The organism is Archangium lipolyticum, assembly GCF_024623785.1.
Classification (GTDB): domain Bacteria; phylum Myxococcota; class Myxococcia; order Myxococcales; family Myxococcaceae; genus Archangium; species Archangium lipolyticum.
Genome location: NZ_JANKBZ010000006.1, coordinates 318,729 through 331,076, shown reverse-complemented (window position 1 = coordinate 331,076; position 12,348 = coordinate 318,729). Strand labels below are relative to the sequence as shown.

Below are 12,348 nucleotides of genomic sequence, written 5' to 3'. Positions count from 1 at the left end.
GGTCGAGGCAGCCGCGGACCGGCCGGGTGGGTCCTCGGGTGCACGTTCCGCACGCTCCTCGTTCCTCCGGTCCGCGCAGTGGGGTAGAGGAGCGTGCATGGACGAGAAGACGCTCACCCGACTGCTCGAGCAGGTGAAGGGCGGCAAGGTCTCCGTGGATGATGCCGTGGGACGGCTCAAGGACCTGCCCTTCGCCGAGCTTGGCTATGCCACCCTGGACACCCACCGCAGCCTGCGCTTCGGCTTCCCGGAGGTGGTCCTGGGTGAGCCGAAGACAGCGGAGCAGGTGCTGGGCATCGTGGGCAAGCTGGTGGAGCGCAAGCAGACGGTGCTGGTGACGCGGTTGCAGCCGGAGAAGGCCGAGGCGTTGCTGGCGGCCTTCCCCAAGGGCCAGTACCACGACGTGGCGCGCATCTTCCATCTGAGGCAGGGCAAGCCGAAGGCGGGCACGGTGGCGGTGGTGACGGCGGGCACCAGTGACATCCCCGTGGCGGAAGAGGCAGCCGTCACGGCGGAGGCCATGGGGGCCACGGTGAAGCGCGTGTACGACGTGGGCGTGGCGGGCATCCATCGGTTGCTGCGCAGGCGCGAGGAGATTCAAGACGCGCACGCGGCGGTGGTGGTGGCGGGAATGGAGGGGGCGCTGGCGAGCGCGTTGGGCGGGCTGGTGGGCATCCCGGTGGTGGCGGTGCCGACGTCGGTGGGGTATGGGGCCAACTTCGGAGGCGTGTCCGCGCTGCTGGCGATGATCAACTCGTGCGCGTCCAACGTGGCCACGATGAACATCGACAACGGCTTCGGCGGTGGCTTCTACGCGGCACTCATCTCGCGGACCAAGGGCCGGCGCTGAGCCACTACAACCCCTCTCCCTCCGGGAGAGGGACGGGGTGAGGGTATCCGTCCCCGTGGGAGAACCAACCGTGCGCAAGATTCTCTACCTGGAGCCGGTGGGCGGCATCGCCGGGGACATGTTCCTGGCGGCGGGCGTGGACCTGGGCGTGACGCCGGAGGCCATCGCGCAGGCGCTGAGCGGGCTGAAGGTGCCGGGCTGGAAGCTGTCGGTGAGCCGGGCGGTGCGGCACGCCATCAGCGGCACGCACCTGGACGTGGTGCTGGACGAGCGCGAGGCCCACCCGCACCGGGCGTACTCGGACATCCGCCAGCTCATCGAGGCGGCACCCACCCTCTCTCCCAAGGCGAAGGAGCGGGCCCTCGCGGTGTTCCGCGCCATCGGGGAAGCGGAGGCGAAGGTGCACGGGGTGTCCATCGACGCCATCCACTTCCACGAGGTGGGGGCGGTGGATTCCATCGTGGACATCTGCGGTGCGGCGGTGGTGCTGGACCTGTTGGGAGACCCGGAGGTGTACGCGGCGCCTCCGCCGCTGGGGAGCGGCACCATCCGGGTGGCGCACGGAAACATGCCCATCCCCGTGCCGGCCACGCTGGAGCTACTCAAGGACGTGCCGGTGCGCTTCGAGGGCGTGGGCGAGCTGACGACGCCCACGGGCGCGGCGCTGCTGAAGGTGCTGGCGCGGATCGGCCAGCCGCTGCCGACGGACTTCATCGTGGAGCGCATCGGCTACGGCGTGGGGACGAAGGACTTCCGGGACCGGCCCAACGTGCTGCGCGCGTCCATGGGGCGGGCCGAGGCGCGGACCGAGGGACTCTGGGTGCTGGAGGCGAACCTGGACGACAGCACGCCGCAGCTGCTCGGCTATCTCCTCGAGCACCTGCTGGGCAAGGGAGCGCTGGACGCCTGGGTGGTGCCCGCGACGATGAAGAAGGCGCGGCCGGGGCACGTGCTGAGCGTGCTGGTGGACGGGGGCGCGAAGGAGACGGTCGTGGACACGCTGATGCGCGAGTCCACCACACTCGGGGTGCGCTCCTACCCGGTGGAGCGGAGGGCGCTGGAGCGGGATTGGGTGGAGGTGGAGACGCCGTGGGGCCAGGTGCGCGTGAAGCGCGGCCTGCGCAACGGCGAGGTGCTCAACGCCCACCCCGAGTTCGAGGACTGCCGCAAGCTGGCCGAGGCGGCTGGAGTGCCGCTCAAGCAGGTGATGGCGGCCGCGCTGGCGGCGCTCGGCTCGGGGCGGTGAGCAGCCGCCTCCGGGGGCGTCCGGTCTTGCGCTCCCCACGGTGTGCTTGTCAGAGTTCGCGCGAGCCCGTCGGTCTTCGGCCAGTGGAGGTTCCCCGGTGAAAGTCGTCCATTCCCCGCTGCACGCTCGCCACGATGGTGGCAAGGAACTGCACCGCGGCGAGCTGGTGCCGTGCTTCGAGATGCCGGTGCGCGTGGACTACATCCTGAAGGCGGTGGAGCGCGTGGGGTTCGAGGTACACGAGCCGCGCCCCTTCGCACCGGAGTCGCTCCTGCGAGTCCATGACGCCGGGTTCGTCGAGTTCCTGCGCACCGCCCATGACGAGTGGCGGGCGGCTGGCAAGGAAGGCTTCATGCTGCCGAGCGGCTTTCCGGCCCGCGCCCTGCGCCGTGACCACATCCCGTCCGGCATCAACGGCAAGATGGGCTACTACGCCTTCGACGCCAGCACGCCCATCGTCGAGGGCACCTGGGAGGCCGCCTTCGCCGCCGCCCGGTGCGCCCTGACCGCCGCCGCGTGGGTCGCCGAGGGCGACAAGAGCGCCTACGCCCTGTGCCGTCCGCCCGGACACCACGCCGGGTACTCCGTCTACGGCGGCTACTGCTTCCTCAACAACGCCGCCCTGGCGGCGCAGCACCTGCGCGACAAGGGGTTCGCCCGGGTGGCGGTGCTGGACGTGGACTACCACCACGGCAATGGCACCCAGGACATCTTCTGGGAGCGCTCGGACGTGTTGTTCGTGTCCATCCACGGCACCCCGGAGACCGAGTACCCGTACTTCCTCGGCTATGCCGACGAGCGCGGGGGCGGGGCAGGCGAGGGCTACACCCGCAACTTTCCGCTGCCGCGCGGCACCACCTGGACGGAGTACAGCTCCGCGCTGGGAGCGGCGATGGATGTCCTCGGCGGGTTCTCGCCCGATGCTCTGGTGGTGTCGCTCGGCGTCGATACCTATGAGGGCGATCCGATCAGCGCCTTCAAGCTCTCCACCCACCACTACCCGCTGATGGGCCAGCGCCTGGCCGCGCTGAAGGTGCCGACGGTGTTCGTGCAGGAAGGCGGCTATGCCGTCGAGGACATCGGCACGAATGTCACTGGAGTGCTGGAGGGATTCCTCGGCAAGGGCTGAGGATTTCTCGTCCCTCGGGGCAGCTTCGTGCTCCGGCCCCGACATCCGGGCGTGCGCTCCGGGCGGCCTGCCCTGGAGTGCGGCCCCATCATCGGATGGCGTGCTGTCGCGAGTGCCTCGCGCGTTCCTCTCCGGGCAGTGCTGGGGGAACGCTCGGGAATGCTTTGCCCAGTGTGGGCGCGTGTCGCTGGCCTTTCCGGGGTTTCCTCTCTGGAGCGGTGGTTGCAATGCATCCGCACGGGGGAAATGAATGAAGCAGGCCAATACAGTGATCCCGTTGGTCAGACGGAATCAGGTCGCCCTGGAGAGACCCAGGAACCAGGTCGATCTGGAGCGGCTGGTGTTGCGCGCACGCAGTGGCATCGAGCAGCGCTGGACATCCTGGCTGGCCAGGGGCGTGAAGACGCTCTCGTTCTATGGAGGCTTCTCCGTCTCCAGGCCGTTGGGAGAGGGCGAGGCGCTCATCCTCTTCTACCACAAGGTCCAGAGGCGGCCGGTGGGGGTCTGGGGCGAGCCGGTGCTCGACGTCCGGGAGTTCGAGCGCCATGCGCTCTTCCTGGCGCGCGAGTACCAGCCGGTGCCCCTGTCCGAGCTCGTCGCGGGGCTCGCGGGACGGGCGAGGTTGCCCCGCAGGGCCCTGGCGCTGACCTTCGATGATGGCTACCGCAACAACCTCTACCTCGTCGCGCCCATCCTCGCGCGCCACGGAATCCCAGCCACCGTCTTCGTCACCACGGGGCTGATCGGCACCTCGGGCTGGATGTGGGCCTATGAGCTGGAGGAGCTCTTCTCCCGCTACCCGGCCGACCAGGTGTGCCGCGCGAGTGGAGACCCGGCCATCCTGCGGCTCGGCTCGCTCGGCTTGAGTCCGCGCGTCCTGATGATGGCGTGCGTCGAGTACCTCAAGGAGCTGCCGCACGCGATGATGCTCGGCATCGTGGAGCGGGTGCGCGCGGCGTTCCCCGTCCCGGTGAACGATGAGAACCGTTTCCTCTCCTGGGACGAGGTGCGGGAGCTGTCGCGCCAGGGGTTCGAGATTGGCGCCCACACGGAGAAACACCCCATCCTCACGCGGCTTCCGCTCGCCGAGGTGGAGCGGGAGCTCGTGGCCTGTCGCGACACCCTCGAGGAGAAGCTGGGCGTGCGTCCGACGCTCTTCTCCTATCCCAATGGGGCCACGGACCCCGGGGTGACGGAGCTCGTGGGCCGCTACTTCGAGGCGGCGGTCACCACGCGGTCGGGAATCTGCTCGCGGGCGAGTGGGCTCCTCGAGCTTCCGCGCATCGGGGCGCCCGTTTCCGTGTCGGAGCTGGCCTTCGAGCTGACCTGGAATGCCTTGCGGCCAGAGGTGGCGAGGCCCGTGCTGGACCGGTAGTGATGCGATGGATTCGGGAGGTGGGTGGATGGAAACGTTGATGGCCATTCCGTCGCTGCCAGACTTCAGCCCGGCGCAGCTGCTGCCGCGCCGGGGCGGCAGGATCCTCTTTCCCTTCAACAGGCATGGGCTCGAGCTGACCTACCTCGGCCGCAACGCTGTCTGGCGGGCGGCCAGGATGCTGGGGCTCGAGGGGTGGGAGGTCATCGTCCCGGCGTACCACCATGGCGTGGAAGTCTCGGCCCTGCTCCACGCGGGAGCGCGGCTCCGGTTCGCGCGCGTGGATGCCTCGGGGAGGCTGGACCCGGACGATGTCCGCTCGCGCGTGGGGCCTCGCACGCGCGCCATCTATGTCATCCATTACGCGGGTTTCCCCCAGCCTCTCGATGCGCTGCTGGAGATCGCCCGCGGATGTGGCGCCTTCCTGATCGAGGATTGTGCGCTGTCCCTCTTCTCCCGCGAGGGCGTGTACCCACTGGGAAGCCGGGGCGATGCCGCCATCTTCTGCTTCTACAAGACGCTCCCCGTGCCTCATGGCGGAGGTCTGCTCCTGCGGGAGGCTCACACGGACCGGCTCCCGGACCCGGTGCCTCCTCCGCTCCTGCCGGCGCTCTCGCACATGGCGGGCTCGGTGTTGGTGGGCGCCGAGCGCCGGTTCCTGCGTCCGGGCAGGTGGCTGCGCGCGGTGACGAAGACCTTCACCGGGCATGTCCGGGCCCGGGCCCGGCTCGAGGACATTCCGGTGGGGACCCAGGCTTTCGAGCCGGAAGCGGTTCATCTCGGGATGAGCCCCGTCGTTGCCCGGGCGCTCGCGTCCGTGGACGCGGAGCAGGTGGTGCGCCGCCGCCGCGCCAACTGGCTCCTCCTGCACGAGCGGATCGGCAGGCCCGAGCGGGCGACGTGGTCCTCGCTGCCGCCAGGGGTGTGTCCGCTCTTCTATGCCCTGGAGGTGGATGACAAGGCTCGCGCCCTGCGCCTGCTGTGGTCTCGCGGCATCCAGGCGGTCGACTTCTGGAGGTCCGGTCATCCCGCGGCCTCGGGCGAGCGCTTCCCCGAGGTGGAGGCACTGCGCCAGCGGGTGGTGGAGCTTCCCTGTCATCAGGCGCTCGGCCCCGAGGAGCTCGAGCATGTGGCGAAGGTGGCGCGGGAGGCGCTGAAGGCATGAACGGCCGCTGGACGGTGGACATCGTGCGGGACACGCGGGGCTTCCTGGCGCTCCGGGACGAGTGGCGGCGCTTGTGCGGGTCCGGCCGGGCGCGCGTCTTCAATACCTGGGAGTGGCTCTTCGGCTGGCATCTCCACTTCGGGCGGGAGCGGAGGCTCTTCATCCTCACGGCGCGGGACGAGGCGGGCGGGCTCGCTGGAGTGCTGCCGCTCTCCATCGAGGAGCAGCGGTGGGGCGGCGCCCGCCTCCGGTGGCTCCGGTTCCTGGGGGATGAGGGCGTGGGGAGCGACTACCTCGATGCCATCCTCCGGCCCGGGGACGAGGCGGCCCTGACCGAGGCGTTGGTGGATGCGCTCGCGAGGACCTGGCGCGAGTGGGACATCCTGGAGCTGGCTGACATGGAGGAGACGTCCCCCACCGTGGCGCTCCTGCGCGCGCTCTGCGGGGCCCAGGGGTGGCAGCTCGAGAGCACCGGGCGGAACCGCTGTCCGTACGAGGCCTTCGAGGTGGGTGAGAGCTTCGACTCCCTGCTGGCGCGCGTCGCCCGGGCCGACAACTTCCTGCGCCGCCGCAAGTGGCTCGAGCGGCAGAAGGGCTTCGCCATCACGAAGGCGGAGGACCCCGAGGCGCTCGCCCTCGCGCTGCCCGAGTTCTTCCGGTTGCACGCCCTGCGGTGGGGAGGGCGCAGCTCGCTCGATGCGCCGGACGTCCAGGAGTTCCACCGCGCGGTGGTGCCGCTCCTGTCGGCGGAGGGAAAGGTCCGCATCTACCTCCTGTCCGTGGAGGGCAGGGCGGTGGCGTCGGTCTACGCCCTGCTGCACGGGCGCACCTTCAGTTATTACAACGCGGGATACGACCCCGAGTGGAAGGCGCGGAGCGTGGGGCTCGTCCTCGTGGGCGAGACGTTCCGCGATGCGCTGGCCGAGGGGTTCTCCGAGTACGACTTCCTGCGCGGCGTCGAGGCGTACAAGTCGGATTGGACTCGGGGACTCCGGACGACGGTGCGCCTGCGTATCACCCGGCCGGCGAGTCTCGGCGACTGGGTCGTGCGTGCCCAGGCGCTGGAGCGCACGGCCCGAGGCGTGCTCCGGGATGCGCTCCCAGAGGAGATGCTCACTCGCCTGCGGCGGTTGCGGCAGCGGGGTCTGGAGGAGGCATCGGCGAGGTGATGGCGGCGCTCAGCTCGGCGCGGTGAGCTTGTCCAGGATGAGGGCGAGGAAGTCGCTCTCGCCGTGGAAGGCCCAGCCCAGGTGCGTCTTGCAGGCGGCGCACCTGGCGTACTCCCAGACGAAGCCCGGGAACCAGCTCGCCTCCGCGGTGGGCGGGCCGATGACGAGGCAGCCCTCGGCCCTCGCGAAGCAGCCGAAGTGGAAGACGAACCCGGATGGGTTCACGCGCGTGTGCGTGTGCCGGCCGTTGACGGTGGTGCGGTCCCGCTCGCGAGTGATGACGTGGCCGCAGCGCGCGCAGCACAGCGGTGTTTCCGGGGCCCGGGACTCGGTGTCTTCCTTCGCCTGGCTGGCGGGCGTGTTCCCGGTGGGAACGGTCGGCGTTCCCTTGAGCCGCCGTGTTTCAGGGGACTGCCTTGGCCAGCGGGACGGATTCATGGCTCGGATGAACGGAAGGTAGACCCTCACCCTGTCCCTCTCCCAGAGGGAGAGGGGACTCTTCTCGACTGCTCTTGCCCATGCGCGTGGCCGGATGCAAGCCCGGGCTCGCGTGGTATGTCCGCCCCCCGAGGGGAGGTCGGCCGCTTGACGGAGAAGGTTCACGTTCCCCTGGAGGTCTCCGAGGTCACCAAGGTGTATCCCGGAGGCATTCAGGCGCTCGATCAGGTCAGCTTCAGGATCGCCCTCGGCGAGCGGGCCTGTCTGCTCGGTCCCAATGGCGCGGGGAAGACGACCCTCATCCGCCTGCTCACCGGCGCCCTCCGGCCCTCGTCCGGACGGGTGAGTCTCTTTGGTCTCGGCGTCGAGGACCCCGACTTCCTCCAGGCCAAGCGGCGTGTGGGCATCGTCCCCCAGTCCCCGGGCATGTACCGGGACCTCACGGTGGATGACTACCTCCAGCTGGTGCGCGACCTGTACGGCAGCGGGAACATCGCCGAGGTGGTGGAGGCTTTTGGTCTGGCCTCCTTCCGCTCGCGGCGGATGGCGGAGTTGTCTGGGGGCATGCAGCGCCGGTTGTCCATGGCCGCCGCGCTCGTCTCCTCGCCGGAGGTGCTGCTGCTGGACGAGCCCACGGTGGGGTTGGATCCCGTCGCCACACGCGAGGTGCACACCTTCCTGCGCAAGGTGATGCCCGGCCGCACGGTGCTGCTGTGCACGCACAACCTCGCCGAGGCCGAGGCCCTCTGTGAGAGCGCCGTCATCCTCCGCCAGGGCCGGGTGCTGCTGCACGAGCGCATCGCCACCCTGCGTCAGCGCATCCAGCCCGTGCTCGTGCTGCGCGCCGCCCAGGGCCCCGAGCGGTTGTTCCAGGCTCTCTCCGCCCGGGGCAACTCGCCCACTCGCGAGGAGGACGCCGTGCGCGTGCACGTGGCGGACGCGGTGGCCCAGGCGCCCGAGCTGCTGCGCGGGCTGCTCGCCGAGGGTATCGATGTCTACGAGTGCCGGGTGGTGACGCCGAGCCTCGAGGACCTCTTCCTGGATGTCGTGGGGGCCAACGATGTTCGCGCGTGAGGTGCGGATCCTCTTCGGCAAGGAGTGGTGTCAGTTGTTGCGCAGCCGGGGCGCCATGCTGACGGCGCTGCTGCTGCCCGTGCTGCTGCTGGTCATCATCCCAGGCGTGCAGATGCTCGGGCTGAAGAGTGGAGCCATGAAGCCGGTGAACCTTCCGCCCGGCGTGGAGCTGCCCCCGGGTCTCCGTGAGCTCGCGGAGGACCCCGTGGCCATGATGCGGGCCATGCTGGTTCCGTTCATCGCGCTCGGCGGGCTCATCGTGCCCTCGGCGACGGCCAGCTACATCCTCATCACCGAGCGCGAGTCGCGCACGCTCGAGCTGCTGGTGGCGCTCCCGGTGCGCGTGGGGCAGATCCTCCTCGCCAAGCTGCTGGCCCTGCTCGCGCTGGCCTCGGCCGTCACCCTGGTCCTCTTCACCGTCGACGCGGCGCTCATCCTCGGGCTGCGCGTGGGCTCGCCCGGCTTCGTGCTGGCGCTCCTGCTGGAGCTGCTGACGTCGCTGGCCTTCTCCACCACCAGTGCGCTGCTCGTCAGCCTGCTGGCGCGCGATTTCCGCACGGCCAACAACATCAATGGGCTGTTCATCGGCCCCATCATCCTCGTCTGCTTCCTCGCCATGGTGGCGGTACCGGGCCCCACCCTCACCGCGCTGCTGCTCTCCGCGCTGTTCACCGTGGGCGCGGCGGTGGCCACCTTCGTGGCGTTGAGGGTCATCACCTTCGAGCGGCTGCTGCGCTGAGCCGTCGTCGGGGGTGGCCGGCATGGCCGGGATCGTTCTATGACCGGCTCCCCATGCTCCTCCCGACCACCATCACCGAACTGCACTTCGAGCCGTTGGATCTCGCCCTCACCGAGCCCTTCGCCATCGCCACGGGCGCGCCGGACATGGCGAACAACGTGCTCGTGCGTCTGAAGCTGGCGGACGGGACGGTGGGCCTGGGTGAGTCGGCGCCCCTCACGGCGGTGTCCGGCGAGACGCAGGCCAGCACGATCTCTGCCATCGCCTCCGTGCGCGAGGCGCTGCTCGGGCGGGACGCACGCGGCTGGCGGCCCATCGGCGCGTGGCTCGCCGAGGCCCTTCCGGGGGCTCCCTCCGCGCGCTGTGGCATCGAGCTGGCGCTGCTGGATGCGCTGGGCCGGCACTACCGGATGCCGCTGTTCGCCTTCTTCGGCGGGGCGGGCACCGGGCTGGACATCGACATGACGGTGACGGCCGGTGACGAGGCGCACGCGGCGTCCTCGGCCCGGGCCATCGTCGCCAGGGGCATCCGCACCCTCAAGGTGAAGGTGGGCGCGCTGTCCGCCGAGGAGGACGTGCGGCGCATGGTGGTCATCCGGCGCGAGGCCCCCGGCGCGCGGCTGTTCGCGGACGCCAACGGCGGTTACACCGTGGCGCAGGCGCGGACGTTCCTCGAGGGGCTGGAGGCCGCGGGCATCCCCCTGGCGCTCTTCGAGCAGCCCGTGCCTCGCGAGGACTGGGAGGGCATGGCCGAGCTGACGCGCTCGTCCCGGGTGCCCATCTGCGCGGACGAGTCGGCCCGTACGGCGAAGGACGTGCTGCGTCTGGCGCGCGAGGGCGGTGCGCACGGCATCAACCTCAAGCTGATGAAGAGCGGCGTGGTGGAGTCCCTGGCCATGTGGAACCTGGCGCGTGCCTCCGGCATGGAGTTGATGATGGGCGGCATGGTGGAGAGCACCCTGGCCATGAGCTTCGCGGCGCACTTCGCCGCCGGCCTGGGCGGCTTCGACTACGCGGACCTGGACACGCACCTCTTCATCCGCGAGCACTCCTTCCAGGGCGGTCTGCGGATGCAGGATGGGCGCGTGGACATCGGTCATGTCCAGGCTGGCCACGGGGTCGACCTGGGCTGAGCCGCTGGGCGCCGTGGGTCTCCTGTGTCAAGGTGACACGCACCGGCCGTGAAGGCCGGCAGGGGGAGACACCGCATGTTGGATGCTCTGGTGGTGGGAGCCGGTCCGACGGGCCTGACGATGGCCGTGGAACTGGCGAGGCACGGCCTGCGCTGCCGCATCGTGGACCAGCTCGAGGCGCCCTCGGTGTTGTCGCGCGCCCTGGCCGTGCAGGCGCGCACGCTCGAGGTCTTCGACGACTTCGGCATCGCCGACGAGGCCGTCGCGCGGGGGCGAAGGACCGAGGCCTTCAACGTGGTGGGCGCGGGAGGCGCTCGTGCCCGGGTGCCCCTACAGGCCTTCTCCTGGCTGGAGACGCGCTTCCCCTACATCCTCATGCTCCCGCAGGACGCCACCGAGGCGCTGCTCACCGAGTACCTCGGCACGTTCGGGGTGAAGGTGGAGCGCGGCCTGGGGCTGGAGGACTTCCGGCAGGACGCCGACGGCGTGGAGGTGACGCTGAAGCGCGCGGATGGCCAGGTGGAGCGGGTGAAGGCGCGCTGGCTGCTGGGGTGTGACGGCGCCCGCAGCCGGGTGCGCAAGGGCGCCGGCATCCCCTTCGAGGGGGAGACCTACGACGACGCGTGCGTGCTGGCGGACGTCCACGTGGAGTGGCCGCTGGGGCAGGGCGAGCTGTGCATCCTCCCGTCCACCCGGGGCGTGGTGGCGGCCTTCCCCATGCCGGGGGAGAAGCGCTTCCGGATGTTCGCCGTCATGCCGCGCGACTCGCTCCCGGAAGGTGACGACACGGCGCCTCTGACGCTGGAGGAGATGCAGGCGCTGGTGGATCGCATGGTGCCGGTGCCCACGCGTCTGAGCGAGCCGCGCTGGATGACCCGCTACCGGCTGCATCGCCGGGGCGTGCCCCACTACCGCCAGGGACGTGTGTTCCTCGCTGGCGATGCCGCGCACATCCACAGCCCCGCGGGCGGTCAGGGGATGAACACGGGCATCCAGGACGCCTACAACCTCGCGTGGAAGCTGGCGCTCGTCACCCGGGGGCACGCGCCGGAATCCCTGCTCGACACCTACGAGCAGGAGCGGCACCCGGTGGGCCAGAAGCTGCTCCAGGGCACGGACCGGCTCTTCGGCCTCATGGCGCGAGGAGGGGCGACCTCGCGGCTGTTGCGCGCGTACATGGTGCCTCGCATCGCCCGGCAACTGCTGGGCAACCGTTTCGTGCAGCGTCAGATGACGCGCTTCGTCTCCCAGCTCGCCATCCACTACCGGCGCAGCCCGCTCTCCACCGAGCGCATCTGGGGCGACGAGGCCGGCGGGGTGCGGTTGGCGGAGGGGCCCGCGCCCGGCGAGTACGTGCCGGAGCTGCCGGTGAAGGGTGAGGGGGTGACGCGCCTGCACGAGGTGCTGCGAGGGCCTCATCACACGCTGTTGCTGTTCACCGGACTGGAACCCGAGGCGAAGGCGCGCAGTGAGCTGGTGGCGCTCGCGCGGCGGCTCGAGGCGGCGTACGGGCCGCTGCTGAGGGCGCGCGTGGTGGTGGCGGGGGAGGGGACACCAACTCCCTACGTGCTGGCGGACGAGGACGGTGCGGCGCACCGCCGCTTCGGTGCCGGAGCGGAGTGCTTCTATCTGCTCCGGCCGGACGGGTACGTGGGGCACCGCGAGCGGCCCATCGAGCCGAAGCGGCTGGAGGCGGAGCTCACCCGCCGCATGGGGTCGCCCCGGCCGGGCCAAGCGCGCGTCGCGGGTTGAGGGGTCGGGTCGCCCTGGTAACATGGGGCGGCATGTCCCCGATGGCCGCGCGCAGGACGCGCATCGCTCTCTGGCTCCTGGCCGCCCTCGCCGCGTTGGCGGGGGCGTTGTTCTGCGCCTTTCACTGGCTGGGGCACGCGCTGGGCTTCTTGCGGTACGAGGACGCCCTGGTGCTGCGGGGGGCGGGCTCCTGGGCGTTCGCGACCCTCCTGTGCCTGTTCGTGTGCTTCCGGTGCGCGCTCCGCTTCGCCGACTCCGGAAAGTACGACTGAGCACTC

12 protein-coding genes are annotated in these 12,348 nt (G+C 70.5%); 11 read left to right on the top strand and 1 reads right to left on the bottom strand.

All coding sequences use genetic code 11. The annotated features are described in order from the left end of the window. Positions 1–97 precede the first annotated feature (97 nt). The 6 genes from larB (at position 98) to NR810_RS16275 (ending at position 6,934) form a co-directional block, all read left to right on the top strand. Positions 98–850, top strand: coding sequence for a nickel pincer cofactor biosynthesis protein LarB (larB, locus tag NR810_RS16300; RefSeq protein WP_204224900.1), 753 nt, complete (start codon positions 98–100; stop codon positions 848–850). A gap of 70 nt (positions 851–920) precedes the next feature. Then, a complete protein-coding gene (gene larC, locus NR810_RS16295) occupies positions 921–2,096 on the top strand; it encodes a nickel pincer cofactor biosynthesis protein LarC (RefSeq protein ID WP_257453530.1) in 1,176 nt (391 codons plus the stop codon). Positions 2,097–2,193: 97 nt separating this feature from the next. After that, entirely contained in the window at positions 2,194–3,225 is a 1,032-nt protein-coding gene (locus NR810_RS16290) for a histone deacetylase family protein (protein ID WP_257453529.1), read from the top strand. Positions 3,226–3,493: 268 nt separating this feature from the next. Further along, the gene (locus NR810_RS16285) at positions 3,494–4,600 is read left to right on the top strand and encodes a polysaccharide deacetylase family protein (protein WP_257453528.1); all 1,107 of its coding nucleotides are present in this window, start codon (positions 3,494–3,496) and stop codon (positions 4,598–4,600) included. Positions 4,601–4,628: 28 nt separating this feature from the next. Further along, entirely contained in the window at positions 4,629–5,765 is a 1,137-nt protein-coding gene (locus tag NR810_RS16280; RefSeq protein ID WP_257453527.1) for a DegT/DnrJ/EryC1/StrS family aminotransferase, read from the top strand. Continuing rightward, positions 5,762–6,934, top strand: a complete 1,173-nt coding sequence (locus NR810_RS16275) for a GNAT family N-acetyltransferase (RefSeq protein WP_257453526.1) — start codon at positions 5,762–5,764, stop codon at positions 6,932–6,934. The genes NR810_RS16280 and NR810_RS16275 overlap by 4 nt, the downstream gene beginning before the upstream one ends. Positions 6,935–6,943: 9 nt before the next feature. On the opposite strand, the gene NR810_RS16270 is transcribed toward NR810_RS16275, so the two are convergent. Continuing rightward, complete coding sequence (locus tag NR810_RS16270) at positions 6,944–7,402, bottom strand: cereblon family protein (protein WP_257453525.1); 459 nt, start codon at positions 7,400–7,402, stop codon at positions 6,944–6,946. Positions 7,403–7,519: 117 nt separating this feature from the next. Between NR810_RS16270 and NR810_RS16265 the strand changes: the two genes are divergently transcribed. The 5 genes from NR810_RS16265 to NR810_RS16245 all read left to right on the top strand — a co-directional run bounded on the left by NR810_RS16265 (position 7,520) and on the right by NR810_RS16245 (position 12,342). Beyond that, positions 7,520–8,446, top strand: coding sequence for an ABC transporter ATP-binding protein (locus tag NR810_RS16265; protein ID WP_257453524.1), 927 nt, complete (start codon positions 7,520–7,522; stop codon positions 8,444–8,446). Then, on the top strand, positions 8,433–9,185 hold the full coding sequence (locus NR810_RS16260; RefSeq protein ID WP_257453523.1) for an ABC transporter permease: 753 nt from the start codon (positions 8,433–8,435) through the stop codon (positions 9,183–9,185). The genes NR810_RS16265 and NR810_RS16260 overlap by 14 nt, the downstream gene beginning before the upstream one ends. 53 nt (positions 9,186–9,238) lie before the next feature. Further along, the gene (locus NR810_RS16255) at positions 9,239–10,318 is read left to right on the top strand and encodes a dipeptide epimerase (protein WP_257453522.1); all 1,080 of its coding nucleotides are present in this window, start codon (positions 9,239–9,241) and stop codon (positions 10,316–10,318) included. 75 nt (positions 10,319–10,393) lie between these two features. Beyond that, a complete protein-coding gene (locus NR810_RS16250) occupies positions 10,394–12,070 on the top strand; it encodes an FAD-dependent monooxygenase (protein ID WP_257453521.1) in 1,677 nt (558 codons plus the stop codon). Positions 12,071–12,102: 32 nt separating this feature from the next. Beyond that, entirely contained in the window at positions 12,103–12,342 is a 240-nt protein-coding gene (locus NR810_RS16245) for a hypothetical protein (protein WP_257453520.1), read from the top strand. The last annotated feature ends 6 nt before the right edge of the window (positions 12,343–12,348 follow it).

Excerpts from the sequence above, each read along its gene's own strand:
- larB (WP_204224900.1), top strand. The coding sequence starts at position 98 with ATGGACGAGAAGACGCTCACCCGACTGCTCGAGCAGGTGAAGGGCGGC.
- NR810_RS16280 (WP_257453527.1), top strand. The coding sequence starts at position 4,629 with ATGGAAACGTTGATGGCCATTCCGTCGCTGCCAGACTTCAGCCCGGCG.
- NR810_RS16275 (WP_257453526.1), top strand. The coding sequence starts at position 5,762 with ATGAACGGCCGCTGGACGGTGGACATCGTGCGGGACACGCGGGGCTTC.
- NR810_RS16260 (WP_257453523.1), top strand. The coding sequence starts at position 8,433 with ATGTTCGCGCGTGAGGTGCGGATCCTCTTCGGCAAGGAGTGGTGTCAG.
- NR810_RS16255 (WP_257453522.1), top strand. The coding sequence starts at position 9,239 with ATGCTCCTCCCGACCACCATCACCGAACTGCACTTCGAGCCGTTGGAT.
- NR810_RS16250 (WP_257453521.1), top strand. The coding sequence starts at position 10,394 with ATGTTGGATGCTCTGGTGGTGGGAGCCGGTCCGACGGGCCTGACGATG.
- NR810_RS16245 (WP_257453520.1), top strand. The coding sequence starts at position 12,103 with ATGTCCCCGATGGCCGCGCGCAGGACGCGCATCGCTCTCTGGCTCCTG.